Below are 16,696 nucleotides of genomic sequence, written 5' to 3' on the forward strand. Positions count from 1 at the left end.
TCGCGGCGGCGGTGCGTTCTCGGCGCCGGCGGTGCCGGCGGGCGGCGCGTCAGTGGGCGAAGCGGTCGGTCGCGGCGACGAGGGCCGCGGCGATGCCGGGCTCGCCCGCCGAGTGGCCCGCGTCGTCGACCATGACGAACTCGGCCTCGGGCCAGGCCCGGTGCAGGTCCCATGCGGTCATCGGGGGCGTGCACGCGTCGTAGCGACCCTGGACGATGACGCCCGGGATGCCGCGAAGGCGGCCCGACGCGGCATCCTCGATCAACTGCCCCTCGCGCAGCCATCCGCCGTGGAGGAAGTAGTGGTTCTCGATCCGCGCGAACGCGGTCGCCGACTCCGCCTCGGTCATCCCGGCCACCAGCTCCGGGTCGGGACGAAGGGTCACGGTCGAGGCCTCCCAGCGCGTCCAGGCCTGGGCGGCGGGAACGTGCACCGCCGGATCGGGGTCGGTCAGCAGCCGGTGGTACGCCTCGATCAGTCGGCTCCGCTCGATGACGGGCACCGGGGCGAGGTAGTCCTCCCACAGGTCGGGGAACAGCGCCGCCGCCCCGCCCTCGTAGAACCACTCGAGCTCGTGGCGCCGCAGCGTGAAGATCCCGCGCAGCACCAGCTCGGAGACGGCATCCGGGTGCGACTGCGCGTAGGCGAGCGCGAGCGTCGAGCCCCACGAGCCGCCGAAGACCTGCCACCGATCGATGCCGAGGTTGCGCCGCAGCAGCTCGATGTCGGCGACGAGGTGCCACGTGGTGTTGTAGCGCAGGTCGGCGGCCGGATCGCTCGCGTGGGGCGTCGACTTCCCGCAGCCGCGCTGGTCGAACAGGATGATGCGGTAGGCCTCGGGGTCGAAGAAGCGGCGGTGCCACGGCGAGGTTCCGCCGCCGGGGCCGCCGTGCAGGAACACGACCGGCTTGCCCTCGGGATTGCCCGACTGCTCCCAATAGACGCGCTGGCCGTCGCCGGCGAGCAGGAAGCCCGTCTCGTAGGGCTCGATCTCGGGATACAGGATGCCGGCCAGGGCGGCCGACACGCTCACCGTGCGGCTCCGCGGTCGCGTTCGTTCATGCGCTTTACCGTACCTGCGGCGCGTCGCCCACCGCGTCGCCGCACGGAGACGAGCCGGGATGCGCCGCCTCAGGCCCTCCGCCCGAGACGCCGCTCGCGTCGACCAGCTCGCGGGGATCGCGGATCGACCGCAGCGGCGACAGCACGACCCAGACGACCGTGAGCATGACGCCCGCACCCGCGATGGCCATCCCGGCGCGGGTGCCCACCAGCTCGCCGAGCCCGCCGCCGAGCGCCGCGCCGATCGCGACCACCCCGTACGAGACCCAGCGCATCGTCGCGTTCACGCGCCCGAGGACCTCGTCCGGCGTCCGCAGCTGACGCAACGTCACGGCGACGACGCTCGACAGCGACGTGCCGGCTCCGTTCAGCGCGAACGCCGCGGCCAGCACCGCCACCAGCACCGCGGAGGACCACGATGCGGGCACGAGCGGCAGCATCGACAGCGCGATGCTCTCCGCGACTGCGCACGCGATCAAGACCGCCCCCGCCCCGAAGCGGCGCACCGCCACCGGGGCACTCGCCGCGGCGGCCACGGCACCGACGGCACCGAGCCCGAAGATCAACCCGAGCTGCCCCGCATCCAGCCCGAGCTCGCGGACGGCGTGCACCGTGAACAGCACCGTGATCGCCTGGGCGAACAGGTTGTAGATGGCGGCGAACCCGACGAGGGCGACCAGGAAGCGATCTCGCCGCACGAAACGCAAGCCCTCGCGCAGCTCCGGCAGCGCACCGCGGCCGCTGGGGACGGGGCGGTGTTCCCGGGTGGAGATGCTCGTCAGGGCGAGTGCCGAGACGAGGTACGTGGCCGCGGGAGCGATGAGGGCCCAGGCGGCGGTCAGCGTCTGGACGAGCAGCCCCGCCATCCCGGGCCCGCCGATCTGAGCTACGGCGGCCGTCGCCTGCAGGCGGCCGTTCGCCCGCTCGAGGTGAGACCGGCCCGCGACGGTGGGCAGATAGGACTGGTAGCTCACGTCGAACGCCACGGTGAAGGCGCCCAAGAGCAGGACCAGCCCGACGAGGGCGGGCAACGTCAGCACCCCGGCGACGGCGAGGCCGACGATCACGACCGTCAGGAGAGCTCGGGCGAGGTCCGCGACGATCAGGATGCGGCGGCGACGGGACCGATCGACGAGCACGCCGAGCGGCAGCGCGAGGAGCAGGAACGGCACCCATTTCGCCGCTCCCAGCAGCCCCACCTCGCCGGCGCTCGCCCCGAGCACCACGACGGCGAGCAGCGGGAGAGCGAGGTCGCCGACCTGCGCCCCGACGGATGAGGCCCCCTGCGCGCCCCAGAGACGACGGAAGTCCGCGCCGAGTCCACTCGAGGAGCGCCTAATGGGTGCACTCGCTTTCATGCGTTACACCCTGTCAGCCCCGAACTAATGGCACAAGCGGATGACGAGCGTTAGCATTCATTCGTGGCGCAGTCCGACGCAGTGGCGTTCCCCCGGGTCGCGGGGCACCCCGCTCTCGATCTGGTCGACACGGTGCACTGGCGGCTCGACCCGCAACGCGCGATCGACACCCTCCGCGACTTCGACGACGTCGTGTCGTGGTGCCACCAGATGGATGTCGGCGCCACACCCCCGTCGACGAGGGCTGCGCTCTCTGCCGCGGATGCGGTCACGGCAGCTCGGGAGCACCGCGCCGTCGTCGCGCTGCGCGAGGCGGTCTACGAGGCGGTGTTCCAGCAATCCTCCGCAGCAGCCGATCTCATCGCCCGCGAGCACGTCGACGCCCTCGCCCGCTCGTCGCTGGGCTTCGACGAGCCCGCCTCGGCGTGGGTGTGGGTGCCGCCTGCCGATCTCTCCGGACCGCGTGCGGCGATCGCCATGAGCGCCCACGACCTGCTGACATCCGATCTCACCACCGCGCGGCAGTGCGCCGACGACGCCTGCGGGTGGGTCTACCTCGACCGCTCGCCGCGACGCAATCGCATCTGGTGCACCGCCGCCGGGTGCGGCAACCGCAACCGCGTGGCGCGGCACCAGGCGAAGCGGAAGGCCTGACCAGGGCCGGACGCCCGCCCGGGTCACCACCCCGACCGGCACGCCGCCCGGCACGCCGCGATGCAAGGGATCGGACCCGACACCCCGGCCCTGCGGCATCCATCACGGGGTGTCGGCCCGAATCCCTTGCATCGGCGATCGCGCGCTCCACCACGCGCACCCCGCGACGGCAGGAATAGGCTCGGCACATGGACGCCACCACCGTCACCGTCACCGGCGCGGCCGGTCAGATCGGCTACGCCCTGCTGTTCCGCATCGCCGCCGGCGAGATGCTCGGCCCCGACCGGCCCGTGAACCTCCGCCTGCTCGAGATCCCCGACGGCGTCCGAGCCGCGGAAGGGACGGCGCTCGAGCTGCAGGACTGCGCCTTCCCGCTGCTGCGCTCGGTCGAGGTCACGGATGATGCGCGCACCGGATTCGCGGGCGCCAACATCGCGATGCTCGTGGGCGCCCGTCCCCGGACGGCCGGCATGGAGCGCGGCGACCTGCTCGCCGCCAACGCGGGCATCTTCGGTCCGCAGGGCGCGGCCATCGCCGCATCCGCGGCATCCGACGTCCGCGTGCTGGTGGTGGGCAATCCCGCCAACACGAACGCGCTGATCGCGGCATCGGCTGCCGAGGGCGTTCCGGCCGAGCGCTTCAGCGCCATGACCCGGCTCGATCACGAACGCGCCGTCGCTCAGCTCGCCGCGCGGCTCGAGGTGCCCGTCCACGACATCGAGGGCGTCGTCATCTGGGGCAACCACTCCGCGACGCAGTTCCCCGACATCGCCTCCGCGACCGTCGCCGGGCGCCCCGCGATGGACGCACTCGCCGACCGGCTGGGCGGAACGGATGCCGCACGGGCCTGGCTCGACGACGAGTTCGTGCCCCGCGTCGCGAAGCGCGGCGCCGAGATCATCTCGGTGCGCGGGGCGTCTTCGGCCGCATCGGCCGCCAACGCAGCGCTGCGCCACGTCCGCGACGACGTGCTCGGCACGGACGGCCGGCGCACCTCGGCCGCCGTCGTCTCGCGCGGCGAGTACGGCGTACCCGAGGGCCTGGTGTGCTCCTTCCCCGTCACGAGCGACGGCTCGGGTTATCGCGTGGTCACCGGGCTCGAGCTCGGCGAACGCGGCCGTACGCGGCTCGACGCCTCGGTCGCCGAACTCATCGACGAGCGCGACGCCGTCCGGGCCCTCGGCATCCTCTGACGGGCACCCGGACGCGTGGAACTGCTGCCCGGACTCATCCTCGGTGTCGTCGCGATCGCGCTCTCGACATCCCTGTCGAAGCGCCTCGGGGTCGCGGGTCCGCTCATCCTCGTCGCGGTCGGCCTCGCCGCGTCGTGGCTGCCGATCCTCGACGACTTCGAGGTCGACCCCGAGCTGATCCTGGTCGGCGTGCTGCCTCCCCTCCTCTATGCGGCGGCGGTGCGCCTGCCCGCCGTCGAGTTCCGGCGCGACCTGCCGTCGATCTCGGGCCTCGCCGTCGCGCTGGTCGTCATCAGCGCGCTCGCGATCGGCGGCTTCCTCACCCTCGTCCTGCCCCAGCTCGGGTTTCCGCTGGCCGTGGCGCTCGGAGCGGTGCTGAGCCCGAGCGACGCCGTCGCGACCTCGATCGTCAAGAGGCTCGGCATATCGCCGCGGGTCGTGACGATCCTCGAGGGCGAGAGCCTCATCAACGACGCCACCGCCCTCGTTCTGCTGCGCAGCGCGATCGCGGCGGTCGCGGGCGGGTTCGCCTTCGCCGACACGGTCGGGACCTTCGTCTGGGGCATCGTGGCCGCCGTGATCGTGGGGGTCGTCGTCGGCGGACTGAACCTGCGCGTCCGCGCGCGCATGAACACGGTCGCCGCCACCGCCCTCGGGTTCATCGTGCCCTTCGTGGCGTACCTGCCGACCGAGCACCTCGGCGGCTCGGGGCTCGTCGCCGCCGTCGCGGCGGGCATCACCACGGGTCAAGGTGCCGCACGGCGCTTCACCGCCGAGCAGCGGGTCTCGGACGAGATCAACTGGCGCACGGTCGAGCTCGTCCTCGAGGGCGGGGTGTTCCTCGTGATGGGGCTCGAGCTGCGCGGCATCCTCGACGACAACTTCCGGCAGCAGAGCGGTCCCGGAAAGGCGATCCTGCTCGCCCTCGGCTCGCTCGCGATCCTGCTCGCCATCCGCGCCGTCTACGTCGCGGGGCTCATCTTCTTCCAGGGACGTCGCGCGCGCCTGCGCCAGCGCGACCGCCTCGAGCAGATCTCGGAGCGCCTCGACAGCCTGCCGCCCGATTTCGCCGGGCGCGGCCGCAATCCCGGGGCCACGCGCCGGCGTCTGGAGAGCATGCGCAGCCGGGTGACCCGGGCGTTCAACGACCTCGACTACTACGAGGCGTCGCCGCTGGGCTGGAAGCACGGCACGATCATCGTGTGGGCCGGGATGCGCGGGGTCGTGACCCTCGCTGCGGCGCAGACCCTTCCCCGTGAAACGCCGGAACGCGAGCTGCTCATCCTCACGGCGTTCCTGGTCGCCGTCATCAGCCTGCTCCTCCAGGGCCTCACGCTGCCGGCACTGGTTCGGGCGCTGCGCATCCCGAGCACGGCCGCCGACACCTCACTGCTGCGCGAAGAGGAGGAAGCGCTCGACGCCGAACTGCGCACGGCGGCGATCGACCGCCTGGCCGACCCGACGCTCGCCGTCGAGGAGGGCGGCAGATGGGATGCCCGCACCCTGACGATCGCGCGCCGCCGACTCGAGCACGCGGCCGACGAGGATGCCGGTGCCCTCGCCCGCGAGCTGCAGCTGCTGCTCATCGGCGCGATGCGCTCGCGATTGCTCGAGCTGTCGCGAGAGGGTGCGTTCTCGTCCGAGGTGCTGCGCGAGTCGCAGCGGCGGCTCGACGCGCAGCAGGTGAGCCTCGAGATGCGTCAGAACGACGTCTGACGCGAACTCGTGGTGAAAACCGTTCTCGCGTCAGCGACAATGAGAGGGTGAGCACCCCGACCGACGACGACCGGACCACGCGCCCGGCGGCGGACTACGCCGAGACGCGTACGATCGCGCTGCCCGATTCCCCCGTCGACGAGCTGCCCGACAGCTTCGCGGCCCTGCAGCCGAGTCCGGAGTGGTGGGCCGCCCGCCCCGCGGGAGCTCGCCTCGTCGGCCTCGTCGTCTCGCGCGACGACATGCCGAGCATCGTGGCTCAGCGCGATGCGCTCGCCCAGTTCGGCGTCCCTATCGAGGGCTTCCGGCATCCGGCCCCCGAGACGGGCGAGAGCTGGCAGGAGCGCCTGTCGCGACTGTTCGGTCACCTGACGGCGGGTGACGTCGTCGTGGTCTCGGACGTGCACGCGCTCGGCCGCGACGCCGACGAGGAGACCCGGACGATCGCCGAGCTGCGCCGCCGCTCCGTCATCGTGAAGGTGCTCGGCTCGCGCCAGGCCTGAGGCCGGTCAGACGCTCGGCGCCGCCGTCGACTCGCCCGCGACGAGGTCGCCGGCGATCCGGTGCAGGCCCGGCTCGTACGGCTGACCGTCGATGACGTCGGCCAGATGCGCGGCCGCCCGGGCGCCCAGGTCGGCGAGGCGGAAGTCAATCGTCGTCAGGCTCTCGTCGTCCTGGCCCGTGAGGCCCGAGATGTTGTCCATCCCGGTGATGGCGACATCCTCCGGCACGCGGACACCGGCCTCGGCGAACGCGGCGATCACGGCGCGGGCGATCGTGTCGTTGCCGCAGCAGACGGCGTCGAACCTCTCACCCGACGCGATCAGTCGCTCGGCGGCCTCGCGACCCCAGCCCCGCGACCAGTCGCCGCGCAGCACGAGCTCGGGTGCGAGGTCGGTGCCGGCGGCCGCGAGGGCGGCGGCGAGGCCGTCCGCGCGCTCGCGCGCCGAGTGGTCGTCGGCCGACGCGGTGATGTGCGCGATGCGGCGGCGCCCCGACGCCAGGAGGTGCTCGCCGGCGCGCTTCCCGGCGGCGTAGCCGTCGTGGACGAACGAGGCGTCGGCGGCGTCGTCGGAGATGCCGTAGACGTAGACCACCGGCGCCGGGAACCCCGCGGTGACCGAGCGGATCTCCGACCCGGATCCGTCGCCGACGACGAGCAGCCCGTCGATGCTGCGGGCGCGGAGCTTGCGGACCGTCGCCGCCAGCACCGTGCGGTCGAGGTGCGAGTCGGTCACGAGGACCGACAGGTCGCGCGTGCCGAGGGTCGTCGTCGCGCCGGTGAGAACGGGCATCGTGAAGGCGCCCGGGGCGTTCATGGTGAGCACGCCCACGGTGGCGCTGCGCCCCTGGACGAGGAACTGACCCAGCGCGTTGGGCTGGAAGTCGAGTCGCTCGGCGGCCTCGAAGATGCGCTCGCGCGTGGCATCCGACGCCTTGCCCTGGCCCCGCAGGACCTTCGACACGGTCGACACCGAGACGCCGGCGACAGCCGCAACGTCACGGAGGGAAATCGCTTTTCTCGCCATCTCGCTCCGAGTCTATGACGTCGCCTCCGACGCCACATCGCCCAATTGATCGACGCGCACCGAGATGACGGACTCCCGGGTCTCGCCGGGAGCGAGACTCAGGGAGCCGAGCGCGTCGAGAGGCGTGCCGTAGGGGTCGGCGGCCGGCTCGAGCCCGACGGCGTCCATCGCACCCCACCACGGGAAACCGGCGCTCCCCCGCTGCTCCTGCCAGACGTAGAGCCGCGGCAGCAGCGACGCGTCCCAGCTCAGCGCGACCTCGACCCCGGCCTCGGGCGCGGTGATCGTCACGTCGCCGGCGGGTGCGGCGAGGTCGGCGAAGGAGGCCGCGGGAGCCGGGTCGAGCCGCACGACGCGATCACCCGTGCGCACCGTGGATGCCGGGCCGAACAGGTCGCCCGCGAACGCCGGGTGCTCGGCCCACCCGTGGTTCACCGGCTCGCTCCCCACGTTGCGGACCGCGGTCTCGATCACGAGCATGTTCGCGCGGACCGACATCCAGCGGTCGATCGCGAGCGGGAGGGTCCGCAGGACGACCGAAGCACGACAGGCGTTCCGGCTGCCCGTGAGCCGCCAGGTGCGCCACGCGGCCTCGCCGTGGAACGGCTGCGGCGGAGAAGCCGTGGCGGGGCTGTCGCCCGCGCGCGGCAGCAGCAGGTGCCACCCGCCGCGGTAGGCGCGATGCCACTGCGCGCTGGAGTCGGCCATGACGAAGGCATCGGCGGGGTCGTCGGCCCAAGGCGTCGAGGCCAGCAGCTCACGGCCGGTGGGCAGGTGGCGCAGTGACGAGATGCGGGCCCCGTCCGACTCGACGACCGCGACGAGGTCGTCCGACCCCATGCGCACGCGGGTCATGGCGTCCGCCGGAGCGATGCGACCAGCCCGCGCACGCGATCGACCGGCTCGCGGAAGAGCCCGCCGCCGATGCCCACGGCGATCGCGCCCGCAGCGATCCAGTCGGCGGCGTCGTCGATGCCGATGCCGCCGGTCGGCATGATGGCGACGTCGGGGAGGACGTCGCGCACGGCGCGCAGGTGCGCGAGACCCCCGCTCGCGGCGGGGAACAGCTTCGCCATGCCGCTCGTCCCGGCTGCCGCGCGCAGCTCGGTCGGGGTGAATCCGCCGGCGATGAAGGCCGCCTCGCCGGCCGCCGTGCGCACGGCATCCCCGACGACCGTGGGCGACACAAGGAAGCGTGCTCCGGCATCCCGCGCCGCCTCGGCCTGGGCCGCCGTCGTGACGGTTCCCGCACCGAGCAGGATGCGATCGAACACGGTGTCGCCGGCGATCTCCGCCAGCACGCGGTCCCACCCCGGGGTCGTGGCCGTGATCTCGAGCACCGGCAGCTCCGCTTCGACGGCGAAGTCGATCTGCCGACGCAGCTCGGCCTCCGACGGAGCCCGCAGCACGGCGACGACGGCGGCGGCGGCGAGAGCAGCGCGCACGTTCGCGGTCATCGTCCCGCCTCCGCCACCTCGCGCTGCGCCGCTTCGAACGCGTCGAGCTCGGCGCGACGCGGGAAACCGTCATGATCTCCGGGATCGGCGACCACCCGGGCCGCGCACCACGCCGCGACCGGCAGCGCCGCGTCGACGGTGTAGCCCCGCAGGGTGCACGAGATCCACGCTGCCGCGAAGGCGTCGCCCGCTCCCACGGGATGCGTCGGCGCAGCGACCGCCGAGGCGGGCGTGAAGCGGCGGCCCTCGGCGTCTCCGGCCATCGCACCGCGACCGCCGAGCTTGACCACGACGACGCGGGGACCGCGCCGAGCGAGCGCGTCGACCGCGGCATCCGTCGACGTCGTCCCGGTGAGGATGCGCGCCTCGTCCTCGTTGCAGAAGAAGGTGTCGACGACGTCGAGCCAATCGTCGACGACCGCTCGGAGCTCGTCCTCCGTCATCAGCTGCCGCCGGTGGTTGGCGTCGAGCGAGATCGGGATGCCGCGCATCGACGCCTCGTGCAGGACGTTCTCGAACAGCCCCTTCGGGCCGGTGCCGAGGGCGGGGGTGATGCAGGTCGCGTGCAGCCAGTCGGCTCCGTCGAGCGCAGCCGCCGGCAGATCGTCCGAGCGCAGCCGGCTCGCGGCGCTCGTCGCGCGATAGTGCTCCGAACGGATGTCGCCGTCGCCCAGGCGCTGCTTGACGATCAGCCCCGTCTGCTCCCCCGGAGCCGCCACGACGAACCGATCGTCGATGCCCTCGGCGCGCAGGGTCTCGCGCACGAGCCCGGCGAAGACGTCGTCGCCGAGCCGTGAGGCCCACGCGACATCGTGCCCGAGACGGGCGAGGCCGACCGCGGTGTTCAGCTCTGCGCCCGCAACGGTCGCCGGCGTCAGGGTTCCCGCCGCGTCGACGGTGGCGGTGGCGAGCGCTTCGCCGAACGTCACGATCCGGCCGCTCATCGTTCGGCCCCGCTGCGAGCGGGGCGCAGCACGAACAGTGCGTCGCCGGTGAACTCGGGCTGCTCGAGCCGGATGCCGCCGTCCACCGCCGTCCACCGCGCGGCGTCCGGCCGCCGTGCGGCCAGATCATGGACGGAAACCTCGAGGCCGGCAGCCTCGGCGTCGTCGAGCGCGAGGGTGAGCGCGAAGGGCGTGGGCGCGTAGACGGCGATCGTGCCGTCGGAAGTGCGTCCGGCGACGGCCCCGGAGGGCTCGGCGACGAGCAGATCGGGGGCCGCGTCGAGGCCCCACAGCTGTTCCGCGTCGACGACCCGGCGGAGGTAGGCGACGTCGTCGGCACCCGGGAACGCGGCGGCGACGGAGAACGGGAAGGGCGCGCCGTGCACGTCTTCGGCCGAGAAGCCCTCGCCGCGACGATGCCACGACCACACGCCGTGCGCGCCGTACCCGAGGCCTGCGGCCGCGCCGGAGACGACGCCCGTCCAGCTCGCGCGACGGACGTCGGCGGCCGAGTGCCGCGCGGCGCCGCGGAAGCGTCCGAGTCCCTCATAGCAGGGCTCGAGGTTGATGATCGGTCGTGCGACGTCGAGCGCCCGGTAGTAGTGGGTGAGGTCGGCGGGCAGGGTCTCCCACGCCTCGTTGTGCCCCGACTGCAGGGCGTGGAAGTCGACCAGTCCGCTGTCGGCCAGCGGCTGCGGCATCCGCGCCGTGGGGGTGTCGTGCCACGTGACGAGCTGGCCGGGTGCCACCTCGCGCAGCAGCGCCGCGACCGAGCTGTACCGCTCCAGCGCGACATCGTCGTCGAGGTCGTCGTCGCCCGACACGATCCAGATCGGATCGAAGCGGCGGAACCGCGCGACCGTCTCGCGGACGTAGGTGTCGGTCTGCTCGGCGCTCAGGACGTGATCCGGAGTGAGGCGCGAGCCCCACGTGCCCGGCACGAAGTTGTTCCACAGCAGGACGAGCATCGGCGTGAAGCCGCGCTCGCGAGCCTGCTCGAGCATGCGCTCCGCGACAGTCCAGTAGTCGGGATCGCCGGCCGCGAAGTCGACGGCGCCGTCGCGCAGGGCGTACGGCGAACGCGTTCCCGTCGACCGGTCGTGCTCGATGGGCAGGACGCTGATCAGCAGCGCGTTGAAACCCTGGCGCCGCCGGAGCTCGAGATGGTCGAGCCATTCGTTCTCGGTGGGCCCGCCGAAGGCCGCCCAGACGGTGTCGGCCAGGAGGAACGTCGGTTCGCCGCGATGCAGCAGCCAGCGCCCCGAGGGCGCGATCGACCACGTGGTCATGGATCTCTTTCGGGTTGGAGGAATGCGGAGTTCGGGATTCGGGAGTGCGAGCAGCGGCGATCAGGGCGCGATGAGGGCGCCGTCGGGGGCGCGAACGCCCGCCGCCCACGCGTCGTGGCCCGAGAGGCCGGCGGGGAACCGTGCGGCGGCGGCCTCGTCCATCTCGATGCCCCAGCCGGGGGCGTCGTTGGGCGTCAGCCAGCCGTCGACGATGTCGATCATGCCGGGGAAGACCTCGTGGGTCTCGTCGTTGTAGACGTGCCCCTCCTGGATGCCGAACGCCGGCGAGGTCACGTCGAGTGCGACCGCCGCGGCGACGGCGAACGGCGAGGCGTCGCCGGGCGAGTGCCAGGCCGTCCTCACCCCCTCGATGTCGGCGAGGACGGCGAGCCGGCGCGCGGCGCTGACACCCCCGACATCCGAGAGGTGACTGCGGATGTAGTCCACGTGATGCTCGCGGATGAGACGGGCGGCGTCGGTGAAGGATGTCGCGAGCTCGCCGACCGCGATCGGCACCGGTGACGCGGCCCGCACCTCGGCGAGGCGGTGCCAGTGCTCGGGGGCGAGCACGTCTTCGAGGAAGAAGGGCCGGTACGGCTCGAGCGAACGGGCGAGGGCGATCGCGGTCGCGGGAGTGAGCCGCGAGTGGACGTCGTGCAGCAGCTCGACGCCGTCGCCGAGGGCCTCGCGCACGTGGGCGAAGAGCTCCGGCGTGCGGACGAGATAGTCCTCGACCCGCCAGCCCGCGGGGTTCTTCGCCCACGCGAAGGACCCCGCGACGGGCGGGGCGCCGTAATGTCCGACGCCCTGCTGGCCGGTCTGGATGCGCACGTGGCGCTGGCCGGCGGCCATGAGCTCGCGCGCGTGCGCCGTGGTCTCGTCGAGATCGGCGCCCTCGGCGTGCAGGTAGGTGTCGGCCGCAGCGCGAACCCGCCCGCCGAACAGCTCGTACACCGGCATCCCGGCGCGCTTGCCGGCGATGTCCCACAACGCCATGTCGATGCCCGAGAGCGCGTTGTTGCCGACCGGCCCCTCGCGCCAGTAGCCGGTGAACCGCACCAGGCGCAGCAGGTCTTCGATGTCGCCGGGGTAGCGCCCGACGAGCAGGGGACGCAGGTGGTCGAGGAAGGCCACGACGGCCTGCCAGCGCTGCGTGAAGGTCGCGCAGCCGTATCCCCACAGTCCGTCCTGGTCGGTGTCGATGCGCACGACCACCAGCGGGATGCCCTCGGGCGCCGTCACGATCGCCCGCACATCCGTGATGCGGACGTTCTCGCGCGGCATCCAGGGCTGATCGAACGTCGTGGGCTCTGTCGTCATCGGTCGCTCCTCACGAGTGCCGGGTAGGGGGTGGCGGTGCCGTCGTGGATCGACTCGCGGGGCTCGAAGCCGAGCACCGTCCGCGCCGTCGTCAGGTCGACGAGCGCCTCGCGACCCGAGATGCGCGCGGGCGGCCGGGCACCCGGTACGTAACGACGCAGCAGCTCGGCGGTCGGGACGTCGAGCAGGGTGTCGCGAGCGCTGAGCGGCACGACCACGGCGCCCGCGACATCAGCCCGCAGCGCCCGCTCGATCGCGCGCACGGCGTCGGACATCGTCAGGTACGCCCAGCCCTCGCGGGCCATGCGCGCGGGGTCGGCCCGCACCTCGTCGGCGACCTCGTGCAGGACGTGCGGCCACTTCACCAGCGGGAACCGCAGCGCGACGACGTCGATGCCGTAGCGCCGGTGCGCGTACCGGGCCGTGGCCTCGTCGGCGAGCTTCGACAGCGAGTAGGCGTCGGCGATGTCGGGCGGCGTCTCGGCATCCAGCGGAAACGCCGGCGGGAACGTGTCGTGCGGATTGTTCGGGTATCCGATGGCGTTGATGCTGCTGGCGATGACCGCCCGGCGCACACCCGCCTCGGCGGCGCGCGTGAGCACGTTGAACGTCGCCGACGTGTTGACGCGGAAGACGTCGTACGGGGTGCCGAGGCTCGGATGCGGGATGGCGGCGAAGTGCGCGACCGCGTCGGCGTCGCGCATCGCCTCCTCGACGTCGGCCCGCGAGGTCGCGTCGCCGGTGATTTGGCGGTCGGCGGGGTGGTCTCCGCTGAACGCGAGCGACAACGCGGTGACCTGGTGGCCGCTCGCGACGAGGTGGTCGCTGACCGCGCGACCGATCTCGCCGTCGGCGCCGGTGACGAGGATGCGGCTCATCCCTTCACCCCGCCCGCCATGCTCGCACCGCGCAGGAACTGCCGCTGGAAGATCAGGAACAGCGCCACCGGGATGATCAGCGAGAGGAACAGGGCGGCCATCTGCACGCTCAGCTCGGTCTGGTCGGCGAGGCGGGGCAGCGCCACCGACACGGGCTGTTTGTCGGGGTCGGGCAGCACGAGGAGGGGCCACAGGTAGTCCTTCCACGACGCCACGACCGTCAGGAGGCCCACGACCCCGAGGATCGGTCGCGACAGCGGAAGCACGATGCTCCACAGGATGCGGAGCGGGCCGGCGCCGTCGATGCGGGCCGCCTCGTAGAGGTCGGCGGGGATCGCCTCGAGGAACCGGGCGATGATGAGCACGTTGAACGCGGCGGCTCCCGCGGGCAGCCACACGGCCCACCAGGTGTTGATGAGCGAGACGCCCAGCAGCGGCAGCTCGCGCACCGTGAGGTACAGCGGCACGAGCGAGACGATCGAGGGGATGAACAGGGTCGCGAGGATCGCTCCGGAGAGCAGCTTGCCCCAGCGCGGGCGGAGCACGGTGATGACGAAGGCGGCCGTCGTCGAGACGACGAGCGTGACAACGACCGAGCCCGCCGCGAGGATCGCGGTGTTGGTGAGGTAATGGCCGATGCGGCCGCGCTCCCACGCGATCGCGAGGTTCTCCCACTGCACGGTGCCGCTGGAGAAGAACGAGAACGGACCGCGGATGAGGTCCTGCGTCGGCGAGACCGCGGCGAGCGCGAGCCAGATGAGCGGGCCGAGTCCGGCGATCAGCAGCCCCGCCAGCACGACGGCCTGCCCGATGCCGAGCCACACGCGCACCGAGGGTCGCCGGCGGTCGCTGTCGGAGATGTTCGTGCGCGACAGCGGGTCCGGTGCGACGTCGCGACGCCGGGCGAGCCGCCGGGTGGGAAGAAGGGCGCTCATGCTCGGCTCCAGCGTCGGGTCAGTCGGAAGTAGAGGAGCGACAGCAGGCCGAGCGATGCGGCGAGCAGCACGCTCAGCGCGGTCGCTGCGCCGTAGTCGACGCGCACGAAGGCGTAGTCGTAGATCGTCATGAGCAGCGTCTTGGTGGCGCCCTGCGGCCCGCCGCCGGTGAAGAGGAACGGCTCGGTGAAGATCTGCATCGTGCCGATGACCTGCAGCAGCAGCATCGTCGCGATGATGCCGCGCATCTGCGGCAGAGTGACGTGCCAGACGCGACGCCAGATGCCGGCGCCGTCGAGCTCGGCGGCTTCGTAGAGCTCGGAGGGGATGCTCGTGAGGGCCGCGATGTAGATGATGATCGCCGTGCCCGCGCCGGCCCACGTCGTCTCGAGGACGATCGAGGGCATCGCGGTCGCCGTCGAGTTGAGCCAGGGAAGGGGGCCGATGCCGACCCACCCGAGCACGGTGTTGAAGAGGCCGTCGGCGTCGGGGGCGTAGAAGAACTTCCACAGCAGGATCGCGACGACCGGCGGCACCATCACCGGCAGGTACGCCAGCGCGCTGAAGTACCAGCTGCGCGAGCGCATCTCGGAGATGAAGACCGCCAGGGCCAGCGGCACCGGGAAGCCGAACAGCACGGCGAGGACCGTGTAGTAGATCGTGTTCAGGGTCGCCTGCGGAAGTCCGGGGTCGGACAGCACGTAGGCGAAGTTCTCCCACCCGACGAAGCTGCTCTCGCCGCCGATAACGACGCGCTGCACGCTCATGGCGAGCGAGCTGACGATCGGTCCCCACGAGAAGTACAGGAAGACGAGGATCGCGGGCGCCGCGATGGCGAGCGCCGTCAGGCTGGGACGCCACCGCCGGCGGCGCCGCGACGGCGCGGGCTCAGGGGATGCGGACGAGGATGTCGCCATCCGGGTCCGCGGTCTCACGTCGGTCATGGGGGGTCCTCCGGTCGGGGGCGGGCCGAGGTCATCGGCCCGCCCCGTCGGGTCAGCGGCTCAGGCGGGACTGGACGTCGCTCTGAGCGGTGGAGAGAAGAGCGGGGATGTCGGCGCCCTTGTCGGTGAGCACCGTCTGGACGACGGTGTCGAGTGCGCCATACACCTCCTGCGCGTTGTTCACGGGCTCGGGCACGATCGGGATGTCGGCCGACGCCTCGAGGTAGGGCGTGAAGTTCGCGCTCGGGACGTTGATGTAGTCGGCGATCCAGGTGAAGTACTCGGAGTACTGATCGGCGTTGACGACCGGCAGACCCGGGAGACCCGTGACCGAGCCGGCCTCGCTCGACGCGCGGGCGTCTTCGACGGCCGTGTCCTCGTCGAGGAAGCGCTGCAGGTAGAAGAACTCCACCCACTTCACGGCCGCGGTCTTCTCGGCGTCGCTCGCGTTCGGGTTGACGATCTGCACCGTGCCGCCGCTCAGCGTCCCCTGCGTGCCGCCGGACTGCGGCATGCCGCCGATGCCGAACTGCTCGGCGGGCAGCTTCAGGTTCTGCACGACGTTGTAGTACGAGTCGCTGGCGCCGAGGATCATGCCGATCTTGCCGGCGGCGAAGTCCTGTCCCTGCGACTGCACGTCGTAGAGGGTGTTCTCCGGCAGCGTGCCGTCGTCCCAGCGCATCGTCTGGAGCAGCTCGAGGGCGTCGGTCGACGGGGCGTCGTCGAAGGTGGCCTTCGAGCCGTCCTTGTTCTCGACCGTCCCCCCGAACGAGTAGGTCATGCCGGTGAACTGCCACCCGCCGGTGTTCGCGGTCGTCAGCACGGAGAAGCCGGCGGCGTCGGTCGCGTCGGTGATCTTCTTCGCCGCCTCGCGGACCTCGTCCCAGGTCTTCGGCGGGTTCTCGGGGTCGAGACCCGCCTGGGCGAAGAGATCGCGGTTGTAGACGAGTCCGAACGAGTACGCGTTCGTCGGGATCGCGAATACACGGTCTTCGCTGTTCTTCGTGAGGGCGAGGATGGTCGGGTTCAGCGAGTCGAGCAGCCCCTCGCTCTCGAGCGCGTCGGTGATGTCGGCTGCCTGGTTGCGCTTGATGAGCCCCTGCGGCTCGGTGAGCGGCACGCTCATGACGTCGGGCAGGCTGCCGCCGGCGGCGAGCGCCTGGAACGTCGAGGCGTCGTAGCCCGTCTCGACCGGCTGCAGGTCGATGTCGGGGTTCGCCTTCTCGAACGCGGCGACGCGTTCGTCGAAGTAGGCGCGGTCCTCCGGCCGGTCGGCGGTCGGGCGGTCGCCGATCTCGATCGTAACGGTGCCGTCGGCGGGCGCGGCCGCGTCGCTGCTGCAGCCGGCGAGGGCGGCGACGGACAGTCCGCCGATGGCGATCGCGGCCGCGACGGAACGGAAACGTTTCGTCATTGA

At 72.2% G+C, this 16,696-nt stretch carries 16 protein-coding genes; 4 read left to right on the top strand and 12 right to left on the bottom strand.

What is annotated here, in order from left to right; translation table 11 throughout:
• Positions 1–49: 49 nt before the first annotated feature.
• Both pip and C3481_RS08115 read right to left on the bottom strand, forming a co-directional pair.
• A complete protein-coding gene (gene pip, locus C3481_RS08110; RefSeq protein ID WP_181021913.1) occupies positions 50–1,027 on the bottom strand; it encodes a prolyl aminopeptidase in 978 nt (325 codons plus the stop codon).
• A 40-nt stretch (positions 1,028–1,067) separates the two neighbouring features.
• A complete protein-coding gene (locus C3481_RS08115) occupies positions 1,068–2,420 on the bottom strand; it encodes an MFS transporter (protein WP_103841558.1) in 1,353 nt (450 codons plus the stop codon).
• Between the two features lie 63 nt (positions 2,421–2,483).
• On the opposite strand from C3481_RS08115, the gene C3481_RS08120 reads away from it, so the two are divergent.
• The 4 genes from C3481_RS08120 (at position 2,484) to C3481_RS08135 (ending at position 6,486) form a co-directional block, all read left to right on the top strand.
• Positions 2,484–3,074 carry a CGNR zinc finger domain-containing protein gene (locus C3481_RS08120; protein ID WP_103841560.1) on the top strand — a complete coding sequence of 197 codons (591 nt, stop codon included), beginning with the start codon at positions 2,484–2,486 and terminating at the stop codon, positions 3,072–3,074.
• Positions 3,075–3,262: 188 nt separating this feature from the next.
• Positions 3,263–4,267 (top strand): malate dehydrogenase, encoded by a 1,005-nt coding sequence (locus C3481_RS08125; protein WP_103841562.1) that lies wholly within the window; start codon positions 3,263–3,265, stop codon positions 4,265–4,267.
• Positions 4,268–4,282: 15 nt separating this feature from the next.
• Positions 4,283–5,983 carry a sodium:proton antiporter gene (locus C3481_RS08130; protein WP_023952972.1) on the top strand — a complete coding sequence of 567 codons (1,701 nt, stop codon included), beginning with the start codon at positions 4,283–4,285 and terminating at the stop codon, positions 5,981–5,983.
• Between the two features lie 47 nt (positions 5,984–6,030).
• Complete coding sequence (locus tag C3481_RS08135; RefSeq protein WP_023952973.1) at positions 6,031–6,486, top strand: recombinase family protein; 456 nt, start codon at positions 6,031–6,033, stop codon at positions 6,484–6,486.
• Positions 6,487–6,492: 6 nt separating this feature from the next.
• On the opposite strand, the gene C3481_RS08140 is transcribed toward C3481_RS08135, so the two are convergent.
• The 10 genes from C3481_RS08140 to C3481_RS08185 are packed head-to-tail and all read right to left on the bottom strand — an operon-like array spanning position 6,493 to position 16,693.
• Entirely contained in the window at positions 6,493–7,512 is a 1,020-nt protein-coding gene (locus tag C3481_RS08140; RefSeq protein ID WP_023952974.1) for a LacI family DNA-binding transcriptional regulator, read from the bottom strand.
• Positions 7,513–7,524: 12 nt separating this feature from the next.
• A complete protein-coding gene (locus tag C3481_RS08145; protein ID WP_103841564.1) occupies positions 7,525–8,367 on the bottom strand; it encodes a hypothetical protein in 843 nt (280 codons plus the stop codon).
• A complete protein-coding gene (locus tag C3481_RS08150) occupies positions 8,364–8,969 on the bottom strand; it encodes a bifunctional 4-hydroxy-2-oxoglutarate aldolase/2-dehydro-3-deoxy-phosphogluconate aldolase (protein ID WP_088379616.1) in 606 nt (201 codons plus the stop codon). The genes C3481_RS08145 and C3481_RS08150 overlap by 4 nt, the downstream gene beginning before the upstream one ends.
• The gene (locus tag C3481_RS08155; protein ID WP_103841566.1) at positions 8,966–9,913 is read right to left on the bottom strand and encodes a sugar kinase; all 948 of its coding nucleotides are present in this window, start codon (positions 9,911–9,913) and stop codon (positions 8,966–8,968) included. Before C3481_RS08155 ends, C3481_RS08150 begins: the two co-directional genes overlap by 4 nt.
• Positions 9,910–11,202 (bottom strand): DUF4038 domain-containing protein, encoded by a 1,293-nt coding sequence (locus C3481_RS08160; protein WP_103841568.1) that lies wholly within the window; start codon positions 11,200–11,202, stop codon positions 9,910–9,912. Before C3481_RS08160 ends, C3481_RS08155 begins: the two co-directional genes overlap by 4 nt.
• Positions 11,203–11,262: 60 nt before the next feature.
• Entirely contained in the window at positions 11,263–12,522 is a 1,260-nt protein-coding gene (locus tag C3481_RS08165; RefSeq protein ID WP_023952981.1) for an enolase C-terminal domain-like protein, read from the bottom strand.
• Entirely contained in the window at positions 12,519–13,400 is an 882-nt protein-coding gene (locus tag C3481_RS08170; RefSeq protein WP_064956421.1) for an NAD(P)-dependent oxidoreductase, read from the bottom strand. Before C3481_RS08170 ends, C3481_RS08165 begins: the two co-directional genes overlap by 4 nt.
• Entirely contained in the window at positions 13,397–14,335 is a 939-nt protein-coding gene (locus C3481_RS08175) for a carbohydrate ABC transporter permease (RefSeq protein WP_064956422.1), read from the bottom strand. The genes C3481_RS08170 and C3481_RS08175 overlap by 4 nt, the downstream gene beginning before the upstream one ends.
• Positions 14,332–15,279 carry a carbohydrate ABC transporter permease gene (locus tag C3481_RS08180; RefSeq protein WP_103841570.1) on the bottom strand — a complete coding sequence of 316 codons (948 nt, stop codon included), beginning with the start codon at positions 15,277–15,279 and terminating at the stop codon, positions 14,332–14,334. Before C3481_RS08180 ends, C3481_RS08175 begins: the two co-directional genes overlap by 4 nt.
• A gap of 52 nt (positions 15,280–15,331) precedes the next feature.
• A complete protein-coding gene (locus C3481_RS08185) occupies positions 15,332–16,693 on the bottom strand; it encodes an extracellular solute-binding protein (protein WP_103841572.1) in 1,362 nt (453 codons plus the stop codon).
• Positions 16,694–16,696 lie beyond the last annotated feature (3 nt).

Source organism: Microbacterium sp. Ru50, assembly GCF_002920555.1.
Lineage (GTDB): Bacteria > Actinomycetota > Actinomycetes > Actinomycetales > Microbacteriaceae > Microbacterium > Microbacterium arborescens.

Coding starts and splice junctions, on each gene's coding strand:
- C3481_RS08115 (WP_103841558.1), bottom strand. CDS start 2,420: ATGAAAGCGAGTGCACCCATTAGGCGCTCCTCGAGTGGACTCGGCGCG.
- C3481_RS08125 (WP_103841562.1), top strand. CDS start 3,263: ATGGACGCCACCACCGTCACCGTCACCGGCGCGGCCGGTCAGATCGGC.
- C3481_RS08140 (WP_023952974.1), bottom strand. CDS start 7,512: ATGGCGAGAAAAGCGATTTCCCTCCGTGACGTTGCGGCTGTCGCCGGC.
- C3481_RS08145 (WP_103841564.1), bottom strand. CDS start 8,367: ATGACCCGCGTGCGCATGGGGTCGGACGACCTCGTCGCGGTCGTCGAG.
- C3481_RS08150 (WP_088379616.1), bottom strand. CDS start 8,969: ATGACCGCGAACGTGCGCGCTGCTCTCGCCGCCGCCGCCGTCGTCGCC.
- C3481_RS08155 (WP_103841566.1), bottom strand. CDS start 9,913: ATGAGCGGCCGGATCGTGACGTTCGGCGAAGCGCTCGCCACCGCCACC.
- C3481_RS08160 (WP_103841568.1), bottom strand. CDS start 11,202: ATGACCACGTGGTCGATCGCGCCCTCGGGGCGCTGGCTGCTGCATCGC.
- C3481_RS08165 (WP_023952981.1), bottom strand. CDS start 12,522: ATGACGACAGAGCCCACGACGTTCGATCAGCCCTGGATGCCGCGCGAG.
- C3481_RS08170 (WP_064956421.1), bottom strand. CDS start 13,400: ATGAGCCGCATCCTCGTCACCGGCGCCGACGGCGAGATCGGTCGCGCG.
- C3481_RS08175 (WP_064956422.1), bottom strand. CDS start 14,335: ATGAGCGCCCTTCTTCCCACCCGGCGGCTCGCCCGGCGTCGCGACGTC.
- C3481_RS08180 (WP_103841570.1), bottom strand. CDS start 15,279: ATGACCGACGTGAGACCGCGGACCCGGATGGCGACATCCTCGTCCGCA.
- C3481_RS08185 (WP_103841572.1), bottom strand. CDS start 16,693: ATGACGAAACGTTTCCGTTCCGTCGCGGCCGCGATCGCCATCGGCGGA.